At 72.4% G+C, this 17,191-nt stretch carries 14 protein-coding genes; 5 read left to right on the top strand and 9 right to left on the bottom strand.

Annotation, left to right across the window (positions count from 1 at the left end):
* Nucleotides 1–59: 59 nt before the first annotated feature.
* Nucleotides 60–1,304: an ROK family transcriptional regulator gene (locus tag JSX79_RS04135; protein ID WP_070417759.1), complete on the bottom strand. Its 1,245-nt coding sequence runs from the start codon at nt 1,302–1,304 to the stop codon at nt 60–62.
* A gap of 108 nt (nt 1,305–1,412) precedes the next feature.
* Between JSX79_RS04135 and JSX79_RS04130 the strand changes: the two genes are divergently transcribed.
* Both JSX79_RS04130 and JSX79_RS04125 read left to right on the top strand, forming a co-directional pair.
* Nucleotides 1,413–1,871 (top strand): GNAT family N-acetyltransferase, encoded by a 459-nt coding sequence (locus JSX79_RS04130; RefSeq protein WP_229085242.1) that lies wholly within the window; start codon nt 1,413–1,415, stop codon nt 1,869–1,871.
* Complete coding sequence (locus JSX79_RS04125) at nt 1,868–2,203, top strand: MGMT family protein (protein WP_070417756.1); 336 nt, start codon at nt 1,868–1,870, stop codon at nt 2,201–2,203. Before JSX79_RS04130 ends, JSX79_RS04125 begins: the two co-directional genes overlap by 4 nt.
* Nucleotides 2,204–2,212: 9 nt before the next feature.
* On the opposite strand, the gene JSX79_RS04120 is transcribed toward JSX79_RS04125, so the two are convergent.
* From JSX79_RS04120 to JSX79_RS04095, 6 genes are all read right to left on the bottom strand, one after another.
* Nucleotides 2,213–2,638, bottom strand: coding sequence for a DUF805 domain-containing protein (locus JSX79_RS04120; RefSeq protein ID WP_070417755.1), 426 nt, complete (start codon nt 2,636–2,638; stop codon nt 2,213–2,215).
* Nucleotides 2,639–2,771: 133 nt separating this feature from the next.
* Nucleotides 2,772–4,580 carry an ABC transporter ATP-binding protein gene (locus JSX79_RS04115; protein WP_374474842.1) on the bottom strand — a complete coding sequence of 603 codons (1,809 nt, stop codon included), beginning with the start codon at nt 4,578–4,580 and terminating at the stop codon, nt 2,772–2,774.
* A gap of 110 nt (nt 4,581–4,690) precedes the next feature.
* Entirely contained in the window at nt 4,691–6,514 is a 1,824-nt protein-coding gene (locus tag JSX79_RS04110; RefSeq protein ID WP_070417754.1) for an ABC transporter ATP-binding protein, read from the bottom strand.
* Nucleotides 6,515–7,257: 743 nt separating this feature from the next.
* Nucleotides 7,258–8,892: a bifunctional phosphoribosylaminoimidazolecarboxamide formyltransferase/IMP cyclohydrolase gene (gene purH, locus JSX79_RS04105; RefSeq protein ID WP_229085240.1), complete on the bottom strand. Its 1,635-nt coding sequence runs from the start codon at nt 8,890–8,892 to the stop codon at nt 7,258–7,260.
* Nucleotides 8,889–9,482 (bottom strand): phosphoribosylglycinamide formyltransferase, encoded by a 594-nt coding sequence (gene purN / locus JSX79_RS04100; protein WP_070417751.1) that lies wholly within the window; start codon nt 9,480–9,482, stop codon nt 8,889–8,891. Before purN ends, purH begins: the two co-directional genes overlap by 4 nt.
* A gap of 23 nt (nt 9,483–9,505) precedes the next feature.
* Nucleotides 9,506–11,704: a DUF6350 family protein gene (locus JSX79_RS04095; protein WP_229085239.1), complete on the bottom strand. Its 2,199-nt coding sequence runs from the start codon at nt 11,702–11,704 to the stop codon at nt 9,506–9,508.
* A gap of 107 nt (nt 11,705–11,811) precedes the next feature.
* On the opposite strand from JSX79_RS04095, the gene JSX79_RS04090 reads away from it, so the two are divergent.
* Nucleotides 11,812–12,669: a hypothetical protein gene (locus JSX79_RS04090; protein WP_229085238.1), complete on the top strand. Its 858-nt coding sequence runs from the start codon at nt 11,812–11,814 to the stop codon at nt 12,667–12,669.
* Between the two features lie 64 nt (nt 12,670–12,733).
* Here the strand turns inward: JSX79_RS04090 and sucD are convergent, their stop codons facing one another.
* Both sucD and sucC read right to left on the bottom strand, forming a co-directional pair.
* Nucleotides 12,734–13,621, bottom strand: a complete 888-nt coding sequence (sucD, locus tag JSX79_RS04085) for a succinate--CoA ligase subunit alpha (RefSeq protein ID WP_070417748.1) — start codon at nt 13,619–13,621, stop codon at nt 12,734–12,736.
* Nucleotides 13,622–13,632: 11 nt separating this feature from the next.
* On the bottom strand, nt 13,633–14,802 hold the full coding sequence (gene sucC, locus JSX79_RS04080) for an ADP-forming succinate--CoA ligase subunit beta (protein WP_070417747.1): 1,170 nt from the start codon (nt 14,800–14,802) through the stop codon (nt 13,633–13,635).
* Nucleotides 14,803–15,052: 250 nt separating this feature from the next.
* Here sucC and JSX79_RS04075 point away from each other — a divergent pair, with 250 nt between their 5' ends.
* Nucleotides 15,053–16,684: a RecQ family ATP-dependent DNA helicase gene (locus JSX79_RS04075; protein WP_229085237.1), complete on the top strand. Its 1,632-nt coding sequence runs from the start codon at nt 15,053–15,055 to the stop codon at nt 16,682–16,684.
* A 197-nt stretch (nt 16,685–16,881) separates the two neighbouring features.
* Nucleotides 16,882–17,175, top strand: coding sequence for a hypothetical protein (locus tag JSX79_RS04070; protein ID WP_070417745.1), 294 nt, complete (start codon nt 16,882–16,884; stop codon nt 17,173–17,175).
* Nucleotides 17,176–17,191 lie beyond the last annotated feature (16 nt).

Raw genomic sequence — 17,191 nt, 5'->3', positions numbered from 1 at the left:
AGGCGCGGGTCGGGCCTGCACCGCGCCTCCCGTCACGGGCTGGTCGCGACCGACCCCCGTCAGCGACGGATGAGGAGGGTGCTCGCCCGCGGCGACAGCGCCGCGTCGAGGACGAGGCAGGCCGCGCCGACCGCGGCCACGTCCGCTCCGCGACCGCTCTCGGTCACGACGACGGGGTGCTTCGGCACGAGCAGCGGCGAACCGACGATCGCCTCGCGCGCAGCGGGGAGGGCCGCGCTCGCGATCCGCGACCAGAACGGGCCGCCGAACACGACGCGGTCGATGTCGAGCAGGTTCACGATGAGGACGACCGCGTTGCCCATCACCGTCCCCGCCTCGGCCGCGAGTCCGACGGCGACCGGGTCCTCGGCGTCGATCGCCGCGCCGAGCGCGTCCCAGGCACGGTCGACCGCCGCGACGTCCGCGGGTGCGCCGCCGAGCGCGAGCCCCCGGGCCTGCGCGATGTGCACGAGGCGGTCCGGTGCCACCGCCGCTCCGACCTCGCCCCGCGTGCCCTCGCCGTCCGGCGTCCCGGCGAGCGAGCCCTGGTCGACCATGATGTGCCCGGCGTCACCGGCGTTCGACCCGACCCCGCGGACGGGCTCGTGGTCGACGGCGAGGCCCACGCCGAAGCCCGTGCCGAAGTACACGAAGGCGAAGTTCCGCGCGGAGGACTCCCCGGCGAGGAACATCTCCCCCACCACGGCCGCCGTGACGTCCTTCTCGAGGAGGACGGGGTACCCGGTCGCCTCGGCGAGCGCGTCGCGCAGGGGGACGTCGCGCCACCGCGGCAGGAAGGGCGGGTCGAGCACCACGCCGGCGTCGACGTCGATGGGTCCGGGGCTGGCGATGCCGACCCCGAGCACGGCCTCGACGTCGACGCGGGCGCCCGAGACGAGCTCGTCGATCGCGGTCGCGATGGTCCGGACGACCTCGGACGGGTCGTCCGCGGTCGGGGTCGACGTGGTGCTCGACGCGACCACGGTGCCCGCGAGGTCGAGCAGCACGTAGGTCACGACGGCCGGGTCGACGTGCACCCCGACGGCGTAGCGGCTGCCGGCCTCGAGCCGCAGGATCGTGCGGGGCTTGCCGCGACCGGACACGACCGTGCCGGACTCGGCGATCATCCCCGCCTCGATGAGGAACCGCGTCACGTTCGACACGGTCTGCGCGCTGAGGCCCGTGCGGGACGCGAGTTCGACGCGGCTCAGGCCGTCCGGCGAGCGGCGCACGGCGTCCAGCACCACCGTCCGGTTGAACCCGCCGATCGACGGGAGGTTCGCCCCGCGCCGATGCTCTGCCATGCCGCGACCATACCGCGCCGGTCGATCGTGCACGGTCGGCACAACGGTGCGGTATCGGTCTCCCGCCCCGCTGGCCCCCACACGGGTCGCACGGCTACCCTGAGCGGCATGACGGACCTCCGCCTCGAAGAACTCTCCGCGTCGACCGCTGCGGCGGCGAACTCCCTGACGCTCAAGCCCGGGCAGGAGCAGTTCGTGCAGCCGACGACCTACGGCGTCGCGGAGTCGGACGTGAAGCCGAGCTCGGCGTGGACGCGCGTGGTCCTCGACGGCGACGAGGTCGTCGGCATGATCATCGGCACCTTCGACGAGGACAACGCCGAGGAAGAACTGCGCAGCGCGATCTGGCGGGTCAACGTGTCCGCGACGGCCCAGGGCCGCGGCGTCGGTCGCTTCGCGGTGCACGGCCTCGCCGACGAGGCCCGCAACCGTGGGCTCGAGCGTCTCACGGTCGTGTACGAGCCCGGTGGCGACGACAGCCCCGAGGCGTTCTTCCGCGCCGTCGGGTTCGAGGTCGTGCGTGAGACCCAGTACGGCGACCACTTCGCGGTCCTGCCGTTGGTGTGACCGAGGCTCCCCCCGACGACTTCGGCGCAGCCGTCGCCGAGGTCGTCCGGCTCATCCCGGCAGGTCACGTCATGACCTACGGCGACGTGGCCGCGGCGCTCGGCTCCCGGGCGTCGCGTGCCGTCGGCAAGGTCATGGCGCACGAGGGCTCCGACCTGCCGTGGTGGCGCGTGGTGCGGTCCGGCGGACTGCCCCCGGTGCACCACGAGGCCCGGGCGCACGAGCACTACCGCGCCGAGGGCACCCCGCTCGTGCAGGGGACGACGACCTGGAGGATCGACATGCGTCGGGCGCGCTGGTCACCCGCCACGGACGCGGACGACCCGTTCTGAGCGGCACCGTCACGCGTCGAAGCGTGCGCCCTTCGGGTTCGACGGCAGCAGGCACATGACGAAGAGCACGAGCGAGCCGATGCCGACCACCACGTGCAGGAACTGCCAGAAGCCGGAGAGGTTCGCGTCGTGCAGCCGTCGGGCGCCGAGGGCGAGGGACCCGATCAGCGTCGCGAGCCCCCAGAGCACGAACAGGTAGGAGCCGACCGGGTTCTCGAGCACCGGGGTGTCCGGCGTGAAGACCTGCGGCACGAGCTGCAGCACCAGGCCGATCGCGAGCGACGTGATCCACCACCACCAGAACTCGGAACGGGAGGCCCGCCCGGTGAACACGGTGTACTTCCGCCAGAACCGCCGGACGGCCTCGGTGAAGGGTGCCCCGTAGAAGGGGTCGCGCAGGGCCACGCCGCCGGGCTGCACGCTGTCGTCGCTCATGGGTCAACCCAACCACGTGGAACCACGAATCCGACGCGGAACCAGCGCGAGTGCGTGGTTCCACGTCGGATCCGTGGTTCGTCCGACAGTGCCGATCGACAGCGTCGATCGACAGTGCCGTCCGACGGTGCCGCTACACGAGCGAGTCCCGCCAGGCCGCGTGCAGCTGCGCGAACCGTCCGGTCCCGGCGATGAGGTCGTCCGGGGTGCCGTCCTCGACGATCCGGCCGTACTCCATCACGAGCACCCGGTGCGCGATCGCCACGGTCGACAGCCGGTGCGCGATGATCACCGCGGTCCGGTCGGCGAGCAGCGTCTCGAGCCCCTCCTGCACGAGCCGCTCCGACGGGATGTCGAGCGACGCCGTGGCCTCGTCGAGGATGAGCACCTTCGGGTCCGCGATGAACGCCCGGGCGAACGACAGGAGCTGCCGCTGCCCGGCCGACACCCGGCCACCGCGCTTGTTCACGTCGGTGTCGTACCCGTCGGGCAGCGCCATGATGAACTCGTGCGCGCCGACCGCCTTCGCCGCCGACTCGATCTCGGACCGTGACGCCCCCGGCTTGCCGAGCGCGATGTTGTCCGCGACGGTGCCGGAGAACAGGTACGCCTCCTGCGTGACCATGACGATCGCGCGGCGCATGTCCTTCGTGTCGAGGTCCCGCAGGTCCACGCCGTCGAGCTTCACCGAGCCCTGCGACGGGTCGTAGAAGCGCGCCATGAGCTTGGCGAGCGTCGACTTGCCGGCACCGGTCGACCCGACGAGCGCGATCGTCTGCCCCGCCGGGATGTGCAGGTCGAACTCGGGCAGGACGACCTTGCCCTTGTTGTAGGCGAACACGACGTCGTCGAAGTCCATCTTCCCCGTGGCGTCCGGCAGCTTCACCGGCTTCGCGGGGTCCGGCACGCTCGGCCGCTCCTCGAGCACGCCCGAGATCTTCTCCATCGCGGCCGAGGCCGACTGGTACCCGTTGTAGAACATTGCGAGTTCCTGGGCCGGGTCGAAGAAGCGCTTGGCGTACAGCGCGACCGCGAGCAGCGCGCCGACCTCGAGCGTCCCGCCGACGATCCGGAAGCCGCCGACGACGACGACCGCGGCCAGCGTGACGTTGCCGATGAGCACGAGCACCGGGTCGAAGGTCCCGAACAGGTTGAACACCTTCGTGTTCGCCTGCCGGTAGTCCTCGACGTAGCCGCCGTACTCGTCGCGGTTGCGGGACTCCTTGCGGAACGCCTGCACCGCCCGGATGCCCGTCATCGTCTCGACGAAGTGCACGATCACGCGCGCCGAGGTGACACGGGTGGCGCGGAACAGCGTCTGCGAGTTGGACTGGAACCAGCGGATCAGGAACCACAGCGGCACGAGCGACACCGCGAGCACGAGCCCGGACGTCGGGTCGAGCGCCACGAGTGCGATGGCGGTGAACACCATGTACAGCACGCCCTGGATGAGCTGGTTCAGCCCGGAGTCGAGCAGCTCGCGGATCGAGTCGAGGTCACTCGTCTGGCGGGAGATGATCCGACCGGACGTGTAGGTCTCGTGGAACTCGAGCGAGAGCCGCTGCGTGTGCAGGAACACCCGCTTGCGCAGGTCGAACAGGATCGCCTGGCTGATCCGCGCCGCCAGCACCGTGTACCAGGCCGTGAGCACGGCACCGAGCACCGCCACGACGATGTACGTCGCGACGACGCCGAAGGCCGGCACCCAGTCGTTCTGCTCCATCACCGCCGGCAGCGCGTTGTCGATGCCCCAGGCGATGAGCGCCGGGCCCGCGACCGTGCCCGCGGTCGAGACCACGACCACGACGGCGAGGACGACGAGCCGGGCCTTGAGCGGCGCGGCGAGCGACCCGAGCAGGGCGAGGGAGCGGCGCCGCAGGCGCTTGCTCTCCGCCTTGGTGAAGTCCTCGCGCTCCTCGCCGCGCACGCCGAGCGTGGTGATCGACGCGGTGACGGGCGCGGCAGCCTGCGTGTCGGCGATGTCGTCGAGGACGGGATCCGCGCCTCCTGGACCGGCCGACGTGTCGACCGGGAGGTTCTTCTCCTGCTGGCTCATGCCATCGCCTCCTCTCGTGCGGTGGCGTCGTCGTCGTCGAGCGACGAGATGACGTAGCGGTAGTGGTCGTTGTTCGCCATCAGCTCCGAGTGGGTGCCGACGGCCGTGACGACGCCGTTCTCCATGAGCGCCACCCGGTCGGCGAGCGTCACGGTCGACGGGCGGTGCGCCACGATGAGCGACGTGGTCTCGGCGAGGACGCGGCGGAGACCGGCCTCGACCCGCGCCTCGGTGTCGACGTCGAGCGCGGACAGCGGGTCGTCGAGGACGAGCACCGACGGCCGCGCCGCGATCGCACGGGCGAGCGCCAGGCGCTGCCGCTGCCCGCCGGAGAGGGACAGGCCCTCTTCGCCGACACGGGTGTCGACCCCGTCGGGCAGGTCGTCCACGAAGGACGCCTGGGCGATGTCGAGGGCCTCGCGCATGAGGGCCTCTGCCTCGTCGCCGGACAGGTCCGGGCGACCGAGCAGCACGTTCTCGCGCACGGTCGTCGAGAACAGCGTGGCGTCCTCGAACGCGACACCGACGTGGCGACGCAGCTCCGCACGGGTCAGCGAGCGGATGTCGACGCCGTCGATCGTCACGGAGCCGCCCGTGACGTCGTACAGCCGGGGCACGAGCGACAGCAGCGTGGTCTTGCCGCAGCCGGTCAGCCCGACGAGCGCCATGGTCTCACCGGGTCGGAGCTGCAGGTCGACCCCGTTGATGAGGTCCGGGAACTGCGGCGGGGAGTCCTGGTACCGGAAGTGCACGCCGTTGAACGACAGCGCACCGTGCGGCTCCGCGATCGTCTCCGGGTGCTCGGGGTCCGTGATCGTGTTCTCGGAGTCCATGACCTCGAAGAAGCGGTCGACCGCGGTGCGCGTGTCGAACGTCATCGAGAGCAGGAAGCCGATCGACTCGATCGGGAACCGGAGCACCGTGGCCGTCGCGAAGAACGCGAACAGCTGCCCGACGGACAGCTCCCCCTGGCTCGCGAGCCAGATGCCGGCGAGCAGGCAGAGCGCGAACGCGACGTCGGGCACGAGCAGCAGCCACAGCCAGATGCCCGCGATCGCCTTCGCCTTCTCGATCTCGGTGCCGCGCAGCGCCTCGGCCTGTTCGCTGAACTCGTCGAGCTTGTAGCGACCGCGGCCGAACGCCTTGAGCACGCGGATGCCGTGCACCGACTGCTCGACGCTCGTGGCGAGGTCGCCGACCTGGTCCTGGCTGCGGCGCGCGACGACGGAGTACCGACGTTCGAACAGCAGGCCGTTGATCCACAGCGGGATCGACGCGACGAGGAACACCAGGCCGAGCAGCCACCCGAAGGTGAACAGCACGACGAAGCCGACGACGATCGTCACGATGTTGACGACCAGCAGCACGACGCCGAAGGCCAGCCACCGGCGGATCAGCGACAGGTCGGACACGGAGCGGGACAGCAGCTGCCCGGACTCCCACCGGTCGTGGAACGCCACCGGCAGGTCCTGCAGCTTCGCGTAGAGCGCGTTCCGCATGCTCGTCTCGATGCGCGTCGACGGCCGCATGACCATCCGGCGCCGGGACGCGATGAAGAAGGCCTCGAGCACGCCGAGCGCGAGCACACCGAGACCCGCGGGCCAGATCTGTGCGGAGTCCTTCGAGGACAGCGGGCCGTCGACGAGCCACTGCAGGACGTAGGGGATCGCGAGCGCGACCAGGGAGGCGCCCATGGCGGCGAACATGCCGCCGATGAGCCGGCCCTGGTAGGGCTTCACGTAGGGGTAGATCCGCGCGATCGCGCGGAAGGTCGAGGGGCGGTCGGTGGACGGGCGCGCCTGGTCTGGCGTCTTGGACATGGATTGCGTCCTCGTGCGTCGTGCCGAAATCCTCTGGATCGGCCGCTGCTGTCGCAGCCGTCGGTCTGGAGGCTCGGTGTCCGTTGCGTGGTGGTCGTCGGCCGAGCGGGTCGGTCGCGTCCCGGGCCGTGCCCACCCCGGTGGGGCGTGCTCGGTCCTCGTCGCGGTCGCCCGCCGCCGCGTCGCGCGCGGCGTCGGTTCGGTCGGAGTGCACCGGGAGACAGTCGTCCCCCGGGTTCAGGCGTGGGCTCGCGCTGGCCCGTGCTCGTCGTCGTCGCTGGTGTCGCGGCGGCTCGTCGCGTGCTCCTCGTCGTCGGGCGGTGCCGACGGCTCGTCGCGTGCTCGTCGTCGTCGGGCGGTGCCGACGGCTCGTCGCTGGCTGTGGGAGGCAGCCCTACGCGGACAGCGGTGCCGTGACGGCGGGCGCACCCCGGTGGGGGTACGGCGCGACGGCCGCGTGTGCGGGACGTGGGCGGATGCCACGTGCCCCACCGAACGGTCGTGCGTCGGGAGCGGTCCCCACGAAGAGCACGAGACCCGCACGGGCAGCCGTCGCCACGGTTCCGGTCGTCGTGTTCATCGTCACTCCAGTCGTCGTCATCGTCACCGTTGTGTCCGCGGTGCCGCCGGCCGGTGTCTGTCGTGGACACTGGGGCCGTCGGCGTGCCTGTCGCGGAGCCTTACAGACTATTCACAGTCGAACGTGGTGCGCAAGCGTTTCCCGGAGTTGCCGGTTGTTCGACTCAGTGGAAGAAGTGCCGCTCGCCCGTGAAGTACATCGTCACGCCGGCAGCGGTGGCCGCGGCGATGACCTCGTCGTCCCGGACGCTCCCGCCGGGCTGCGCCACAGCACGGACGCCCGCGTCGAGGAGCACCTGCAGCCCGTCCGCGAACGGGAAGAAGGCATCGGAGGCCGCGACGCTGCCCGTGGCGCGCTCACCCGCTCGGTTCACCGCGAGGTGGCACGAGTCGACCCGGTTCACCTGGCCCATGCCGACGCCGACGCTCGCGCCCTGGTTCGCCAGGAGGATCGCGTTCGACTTCACCGCACGGCTCGCCTTCCACGCGAAGGCGAGGTCGGCCAGGGTCTGCTCGTCGGCCGGTTCGCCCGCGACGAGGGTCCACGTGGACTGGTCGAACGCGGTGAAGCGGTCGGCGTCCTGCACGAGGAACCCGCCGGAGATCTGCTTGACCTCGCGCGGGGCGAGGGCGAAGTCGGTCGGCAGCGTGAGCAGGCGGATGTTCTTCTTCCGCGAGAGGATCTCGATCGCCTCGGGGTCGAAGGCCGGCGCGACGACGACCTCGGTGAAGATGTCGGCGACCGTCTCGGCCATCTGCTTCGTGACGGGTCGGTTGGCGGCGATGACCCCGCCGAACGCCGAGAGCGGGTCGCACGCGTGCGCGGCGGCGTGCGCGGCGGCGATCGGGTCGGCGGCGTCCGCCGGGGCGATCGCGATCCCGCACGGGTTGGCGTGCTTGATGATCGCGACGGCGGGCTCGGCGAAGTCGTAGGCCGCGCGGACGGCGGCATCGGCGTCGACGTAGTTGTTGTACGACATCTCCTTGCCGTGCAGCTGCGCCGCCTGGGCGATCCCGGTGCCACCGGCGCTCGTGTACAGCGCCGCGGCCTGGTGGGCGTTCTCGCCGTACCGGAGCGTCGCCGCGAGGTCGGCGTCCACCGTCAGGTGCGCGTCGAACGACCCCGGCGTCTCGATGTCCCCGCGCGTGGTCGGTGCCGCGGCGTCCGCCACGACGTCGCTCGCGAAGTAGCCGGCGACCGCGGTGTCGTACGCGGCGGTGTGCGCGAAGGCCTGGGCGGCGAGGCGCTTCCGCAGCTCGAGCGTGGTGCCGCCGGCGCGGACGGCCTCGACCACCTCGGCGTAGGACGACGGCGACACGACGATCGCGACGTTCGGGTGGTTCTTCGCCGAGGCACGGACCATGGCGGGGCCGCCGATGTCGACGTTCTCGACCACGGTCGCGGTGTCGGCACCCGAGGCCACCGTCTCGACGAACGGGTACAGGTTGACCACCACGAGCTCGAACGGCTCGATGCCGAGGTCGGCGAGCTGCTGCTCGTGCGACTCGAGTCGGAGGTCGGCGAGGAGCCCGGCGTGCACCGACGGGTGCAGCGTCTTCACCCGGCCGTCGAGCGACTCCGGGAAGCCCGTGACGCTCGACACGTCCGTGACGGCGTACCCGGCGTCGCGGATGGTCTGCGCCGTGGAACCGGTCGACACGATCTCGACACCGGCGTCGGCGAGGGCCCCGGCGAGCTCGAGCAGGCCGGACTTGTCGCTCACCGAGATGAGCGCCCGCCGCACGGGGACGAGGTCCCGGTCGCGGTACAGGCTGGGGTCGGCTGCGTGCACGCTCATGCGCTCGGGGTGCCCTTCAGGTCGGTGGTGCCGTTGGCGATGTCGAGGATGGTCTGGATGAGCAGGCGTCGCTCGACCGGCTTGATCCGGTCGTGCAGCGTCGACTCGGAGTCGCCGGGGAGCACGGGGACGCGCTCCTGGGCGAGGATCGGACCGCTGTCGACACCGTCGTCGACCTGGATCACGCTCGCACCGGTCTGCTCCACGCCGGCGGCCAGGGCGTCCCGCACGCCGTGGGCGCCCGGGAACTCGGGAAGGTACGCGGGGTGCGTGTTGATCACCGCGGGGCCGAACTCGGAGACGACCGCCGGCGGCAGCAGCCGCATGAGGCCCGACAGCACGAGCAGGTCCGGCGACCACGGCCGGATCTGGGCGGCGAGCTCGCGGCCCCACTCCTCGCGCGAGTCGAACCGCGAGAACGGCACCGTGAACGTCGGGATGGAGAACTCCTCGCCCAGACCGAGCCCCTCGGCGTCGCGGTCGGCACCGATGGCGACGACCCGAGCGGGGTACTCCGCGTCGAGGGTCGCCTCGAGCAGGGCCCGGAGGTTCGAGCCGGCACCGGAGATCAGGACGACCAGTTCGAGCACGGGACAACCCTACCGGGCTGCGGTCACCGGTCGTCCTTCGGGCGGCGCCACCACGGCAGCTCGTCCTCGGGGATCTGGTCCGTGGCGTCCCACCGCTGCTGCTGCACGGGCCGCGCGGACGGCACCGAGCCGCCCTCGGCACTGGCCCGGTCCTCGTGCCGGTCGCCGTGACGGTCGTCGACGTCCTCGACGTCGTCGCGACCCGCGACGAACTCCTCGGTGCTCCAGGGGAACGCGGGCTGCGGCTCCGTCCCCGGCGCACGCGGCACGGCGGTGGCGGCCTCGTCCGGCTCGCGGTCGACGTCGGATCCCGTGACCCGGTCGCGCAGGTCGCCGGCGCGCTCGCGGACGCCGTCGGCCGCTCCGCGCAGGCGGTCGCGGATCGCGCCGACTCCCCCGCGGCCGGTGGCACGCGGGCGATCGGTGACGCGGTCGGCGGGCACCCGGTCGGCAGCGACGGCGTCGGTGCGGGCCCAGTCCGGCAGTGCGACGTCAGCGTCCGGGTCGCGGTCCGGTGCGGGGTCGGGTGCGGTTCGGGAGGCGCGGCTCGACTCCGCCGGGCCGCCCGCCTCGGTCTCGGTGCGGGTCGGCTCGGTCCGCGCGCTGCGGTCAGCCCCGGCCCCCGGCCCGTTCCCGCCCTCGGTGCCGTTCCCCGACCCCTGCGGGCCACTGCCCGGGACGCGGCCCACGGTCGCATCGTCGCGGTCGTACCGCGTGGCGGCGACGCGTGCCCGATCGCCCTCTTCGGGTCCGCCGCGCCCCGGCAGACCCCGGGCGTCGCCGCCGTGGGCACCGTCGGCATGGGCGTCGTCCGCGCGTGCGGCGTCGGCCGTGGTGCCGCCGTGCGTCTCCTCGACCACGAAGCGGTGCACGTCGGTGGTCCGACCGGCACCGGCGCGGTCGAGTGCGGCGAGCAGCGAGCCGTCGGCAGCGGCCTCGGTATCGGCGTCCGCAGGGCCGTCGTCCGTCTCGTGCCACTGTTCCCGGGCCCACCCGCGCTCGGGCACCCGGACGAGGTCGCTGCCGGCCGCGAGCGCCACCACGGCGGGCACACCGACTTCGAGGGCCGCGAAGGCCCCGACGACCAGCGCGTGCGGACCGACGTCTGCCAGGCGGCCCGGGCCGAACGACCCCGCCGAGAGCCAGGCCACGAGCCCGGTCAGCACACCGGCGACGATGCCCGCAGCGACGCCGCCGAGCGCCCGGTGCAGGGCGGAGTTCGCACTGCCGAGGGCCTGCACGAGCCGGGGGCGCAGGAGGCCGCCGGCCGCGAACCCGGCCACGACCGGCACGAGGACCCAGACCAGGCCGAACGCGTGCCCGGACGCCGGCAGCGCGCCGAACACCGGCAGACCGGGGATCGGCCCGAGCGTCGTGCCGATCGGCGACACGCTGGAACCGGTCCCGATCGCGAAGCCGGGCCCGACGAGCCACGACGTCGTCCAGCCGACGAAGTCCGGCAGGAACGCGAGCTGGCCGACCGTCAGGGCGATCCCCCCGACCACGCCGGCGTGCGACCGCTCGTAGAGGGAGATGACCTCGGCGAAGGAGGCGAAGAGCAGGAAGGCGACGACGACCCCGGCGACGGCGACGACCGCAGCCGTCGCGGCGGTGCCGGCACGGAGGCCGAACGCCGCGATCGCACGCCAGGCGGTCGGGACACGGTCGAGCTGGTCGAGCACGCGCCCGGTGACCGGGTCGGCCGGGAGGCCCCGTCGCCGTCGGCACACCTCGCTCGTGACGAGGGCTGGGATCCCGAACCAGAGCGCCGGGAGGACGATCGCCTGCCAGAGCGTCGGCACGGTCGCCGCGGACCGGGACGACAGTGCGACGAGGAGCCCGAGGACGGCGACGACGCCGGTGCCGACGAGGAGCCCGGTCGTGCGGTGCTCGGTCTCGGCGAACCGGCGCCCGGCACGTCCGGCGAGCCAGGCGGTCACGAGGGCGAACCCGAGCGCCGCGAGCGTCACGTGGATCGGGTCGGTGGCGCCGCTCACCCCGGACGACCTCGCGAGCGCCGAGCCGAGCACGAACGACACGTCGACCCCGTGCCCGACGAGCCACACGCTCCCCGTGGCCTTCCAGAACACGTCCCAGTCGACCTGGAGTCCGTACTCGAAGCCCCACAGGAGCGTCAGCGGCACGAGGGCGATCCCGATGCCGACGCCGACCGTCACGACCGCCTCGATCGCGGCGAGCACTGCGGTTCCCAGGCGGTTCATCGCAGCGAGGATACGTGCCGCGACCCGCTTCGTCGGGCAGCCGCGCGGGACACCGCGCAGGATCGGCCCTTGTGCGGCGGGACCGCGTGCGGCACCATTGTCATGTGATGTATCAGGGAATCAGAAGTCGGAAGCTCCAGCGTGCAGCGACGCTGGCGCTGCGCAACCTGACCACCGCGGCTCCCGTCTTCGGCGCCGCGGACGGCCCGGCGGTGAGCCTGACGAGCCACGGCCGACGCATCGCCACCGTGCACCTGGCGATCGAGAGCATCGCGGCCGGCACGGTGTTGCCGAGTCGACTCGTCCTCTGGCTCGACGACGCCGACGCCGTGGCCGACCCGCCGAAGGGACTCCGCCGCCTCGTCCGCCGCGGCCTCGAGCTCCGGTCGACGCCCGGCTACCGGCCGCACACCAAGTACTACCCGTACGTGCAGTCCCTCCGGACCCACGACGTCCCGCTCGTCACCGCCGACGACGACCTCATGTACCCGCGCGAGTGGCTCGCCCGACTGATGTCAGCACACGCCACCGACCCGACCACGAACACGGCGCACCGCTCGCGCGAGGTCACGTTCGCCGGCGCCGGGCTCGCCCCGTACGCATCCTGGGCCGAGGTGCAGCGCGGCCCGGCGTCCCCGCGCAACCTCGCCACCGGGACCCGGGGCCACGCGATGACCCCCGAGATGCTCGAGGCGCTGCGCGACCGCCACGGCGAGTTCATGCGACTCTCGCCGGCGGCCGACGACGTCTGGCTCCACCGGGTCGCCGTCGAGACCGGGACGGCCGCGAAGGTCACCGGCGCGTTCACCCATCGCGACTTCCTCCACCTGCCGGACGGCGGTCAGACCCTCGCCTCGGCGAACGTCGACGGCTCCGGCAACGACCGGCAGATCGCCGCCGCGTGGCCCGCCCACCTCGTCGACACGATGCGCGCGAGCCCGGTGCCGCTGAACGTGCCTGCCTGACGGACCGGAGGCGCGGTGCCAGCCGGCACCGCGCCTCCCGTCCGTCCGTCCGGACCCGCGAGCGCTACTTGCTTGCGACCACCTCGCGCAGCAGCGCCGCCGTCTCCGACGGCGTCTTGCCGACACGCACCCCTGCGGCCTCGAGCGCCTGCTTCTTCGCCTCGGCCGTCCCGGCGGAGCCGGACACGATCGCGCCGGCGTGACCCATCGTCTTGCCCTCGGGCGCGGTGAAGCCCGCGACGTAGCCGACGACCGGCTTGGTGACGTGCGCCTTGATGTAGTCGGCCGCACGCTCCTCGGCGTCGCCGCCGATCTCGCCGATCATGACGATCGCCTCGGTCTCGGGGTCGGCCTCGAACGCGGCGAGCGCGTCGATGTGCGTGGTGCCGATGACCGGGTCGCCGCCGATGCCGATGGCGGTCGAGAAGCCCAGGTCACGCAGCTCGTACATCATCTGGTAGGTCAGCGTGCCCGACTTCGAGACGAGACCGATCGGGCCCTTGCCGGTGATCGTCGCCGGGGTGATGCCGACGAGCGACTCCCCGGGGGTGATGATGCCGGGGCAGTTCGGGCCGATGATGCGGGTCTTGCCACCGAGGGCCTTGGCGTGTGCCCAGAACTCCGCGGAGTCCTGCACGGGGATGCCCTCGGTGATGACGACCACGAGCGGGATCTCGGCGTCGATGGCCTCCGTCACGGCGTCCTTCGCGAACGCCGGCGGCACGAAGACGATGGAGACGTCGGCACCGGTGGTGTCGATGGCCTCGCGCACGGAGCCGAACACCGGCAGCTCGACGTCGCCGTGGGTCACGGTGGTGCCGGCCTTGCGGGCGTTGACGCCACCGACGACCTGCGTGCCGGCCTTGAGCATGAGCGCGGTGTGCTTGGTGCCCTCGCCGCCGGTGATGCCCTGGACGATGACCTTGGAGTCCTTGTTGAGGAAGATCGACATGGTCAGTCCCTTCAGGCCGCTGCGGCGGCGAGTTCGGCGGCCTGCTCGGCCGCGTCGTCCATGGTCGCGGCGACGGTGACGAGCGGGTGTGCTGCCTCCGCCAGGATCCGACGACCCTCTTCCACGTTGTTGCCGTCGAGGCGCACGACGAGCGGCTTGGTGGCCGCGTCGCCGAGGATGCCCAGCGCGGCGACGATGCCGTTCGCGACGGCGTCGCAGGCGGTGATGCCGCCGAAGACGTTCACGAAGACGCTCTTCACCTGGGGGTCGCCGAGGATGACGTCGAGGCCGTTGGCCATGACCTCGGCCGAGGCGCCGCCGCCGATGTCGAGGAAGTTGGCGGGCTTCACGCCGCCGTGGCGCTCACCGGCGTAGGCGACGACGTCGAGCGTCGACATGACGAGCCCCGCACCGTTGCCGATCACGCCGACCTGGCCGTCGAGCTTGACGTAGTTGAGACCGTGGGCCTTCGCCTTGGCCTCGAGCGGGTCCTCGCTCGCGGTGTCCTCGAGCGCCTTGTGGCCCTCGTGCCGGAAGTCGGCGTTCTCGTCGAGCGAGACCTTGCCGTCGAGCGCGAGGATCTGGCCGTCGCCCGTGCGGACGAGCGGGTTCACCTCGACGAGGGTCGCGTCCTCGCCCTTGTAGACGTCGTAGAGCTTGACGAAGACGTCGGCGACCTGGTCCACGAGCTCCGCCGGGAACCCGGCCTGCTCGGCGATCGCACGACCGGCTGCGGCGTCGATGCCCGTCAGGGGGTCCACCTCGACGCGGGCGAGGGCCTCGGGCTTCTCGACGGCGAGCTGCTCGATCTCCATGCCGCCCTCGACGCTCGTGAGCGAGAGGTACGAGCGGTTCGCCCGGTCGAGCAGCACCGAGAAGTAGAACTCCTCGGCGATGTCCGCGCCCTGGGCGATCATGACCCGCTTGACCGTGTGGCCCTTGATGTCGAGGCCGAGGATCGCCTGGGCGTGCTCGTAGGCCTCGTCCGGGGTCTTGGCGACCTTGACGCCGCCGGCCTTGCCGCGACCGCCGACCTTCACCTGCGCCTTGACGACGACGACTCCGCCGATCTTCTCGGCCGCCGCCCTCGCCTCGTCCGGGGTGTCGGCGATGATCCCCTGCAACACGGGGACGCCGTAGGACTCGAAGAGGTCCCTGGCCTGGTACTCGAAAAGATCCACGCTGTTCTTCTTCCCGCACGTTCCGTGCGATCGGCATCGGTTACCCGGTCGCCACACTCACCATCGAGGGTCGCTCGATGTCGAGACAACGGCCGGGAGCCAGCCTAGCGCCGGCAGGTGGACGCCCGGTGCGCGCCCGTCACGTCGCGCGCACCCGTCGGTCGGGAGGCGCGGATCACCTCCGCCCCGCCCGATCCGCTGGGCGCACCCGTCGAACGGTCCCCCAGCGTCCGCCCGGCAGTGTGGAACGGTGAACGACGCCCTCCGTACCCGCGCCGCCGACGTGTTCGGCTGGCACCTCCGCCCCGACCAGGAATCCGTCATCGACGCCGTGCTCGACGGGCGTGACGCGCTCGCCGTGATGCCGACCGGATCGGGGAAGTCCGCGATCTACCAGGTCGCCGGCATCGAGCTGGACGGCGTCGTCGTCGTGGTCTCGCCCCTCGTCGCCCTGCAGGAGGACCAGGTCGTCGGACTCGAGCACCACGAGGGCGCTCCCCGCGCCGTCGCGATGAACGCCACGAGGAAGGCCCGCGCCGTCGCCGAGGCCTGGGACGCGGTCGCCGCCGGTGCGGTCGGCTACGTGTTCCTGGCGCCCGAACAGCTCGCGAAGGACGACGTGCTCGAGCGACTCCGCGACGCCGGCGTCGTGCTGCTCGCCGTCGACGAGGCCCACTGCATCTCGTCCTGGGGCCACGACTTCCGCCCGGACTACCTGGCGCTCGGCGAGGTCGCGGAGCGTCTCGGCCGTCCGCCCGTGCTCGCGCTGACCGCGACCGGCTCCGCTCCGGTGCGGGACGACATCGTCGAACGGCTCGGCATGCGCGACCCGTTCGTGCTCGCGTCGGGCTTCGACCGGCCCGGCATCCGGCTCGAGGTCGTCCGGCACGCCGAGGACGCCGAGAAGCGCGCGGCCGTGGTCGAGCAGGTGGCCGAGCTCGACGGCGCCACCGTGGTCTACGTCGCGACCCGTGCGGCGACCACGGAGTACGCGGACGCGCTCGCCGCCCGGGGTCGTCGGGCCCGGCCGTACCACGCCGGCATGCCGATCCGGGAGCGGGAGGCCGTGCACACCGGGTTCCTGGACGGCGACGTCGACGTCGTGGTGGCGACCAGCGCGTTCGGCATGGGCATCGACAAGCCGGACGTCCGGTACGTCGTGCACGCCGACGTGCCCGAGTCGATCGACGCCTACTACCAGGAGATCGGGCGTGCAGGACGGGACGCCGAACCCGCCGGCGCCACCCTGCACTACCGCGCCGAGGACTTCGGCCTGCGCACGTTCTTCGCGTCCGGGGCACCGCGGCCCGCCTCGGTCCGCGCCGTGTTCGACGCCGTCCCGGCCACCGGCTCGTCGCCCCGTTCGGCGGTGGAGGAGGCCTCGGGCCTCTCCGGCCGGACCGCGGGTCGCGCGCTCAACGCCCTGCTCGACGCCCGGGCCCTGCGCGAGGACGTGGACGGGATCGCCCGGGTGCCGGACGGTCCTCGGGACGCCGGCCGTGCGGCCCGTGCCGCCGCGGACCGCGCCGCTGAGCGGGAGCGGGTCGAGGAGTCCCGGATCGCGATGATGCGCCAGCTCGCCGAGACGACCGGCTGCCGGCGGCAGTTCCTGCTCGGCTACTTCGGGGACGAGCTGCCGGAACCGTGCGGGAACTGCGACACCTGTTCGTCGGGGACGGCCTACGAGGCCGCCGCACACGTCGCCGACGGCGCCAACGACACGGCCTGGCCGCCGGACGCCCGGGTCGAGCACGCCGAGTGGGGCACCGGTGTCGTGATGAGCACGGAGGAGGACCGCATCACGGTGTTCTTCGAGTCCGCCGGCTACCGCACGCTCGCGCTGGCCGACATCGAGCGGCACGACCTGCTCGAACGGCTCTGACCCGCCGGGATCGCCCGGGCGGGGAAGGCGCGGTCGCTCGACCACCCGTCGGCGACCGCGCTCCACTCCCCCGAGCACCCGCGATGCTGCCCTGGCGGCGTGACCGGCAGGTGTCCCCCGGGTGAACACGACACGAAACCGGACGCTCGTCGAGGCCTGACGGGTAGGCAGGAAGCCCGCAACGGAAAGGAACCACCATGAGCGATCCCGGCATCAGCCCCGTCGACGACTTCGAGGCCCAGCAGCGTCGCGACGACGACGTCGACCGCGAGCACGTCGGCCCGTACGAGGTGGACGAGTCCGAGGAGTCCCTCGAGACCGTCACGAACGACGCCGTCGCCGGCGAGACCGTCGAGCCGCAGCCCGGTGACGGTACCGACGACGGGCCGACCGGTGGCTCGCCGCGCGAGGGGTCCCCCGACCTGTGGGAGCACGACGACGACGAGGACCGCCCCGACCTCGGCAACGACCTCGGCACGAAGCCCCTCTGACCGACGGCCCCCACGG

The sequence above is a fragment of the Curtobacterium sp. GD1 genome, assembly GCF_020882855.1.
GTDB lineage: Bacteria > Actinomycetota > Actinomycetes > Actinomycetales > Microbacteriaceae > Curtobacterium.
This window is presented reverse-complemented; position numbering and strand designations above follow the sequence as displayed.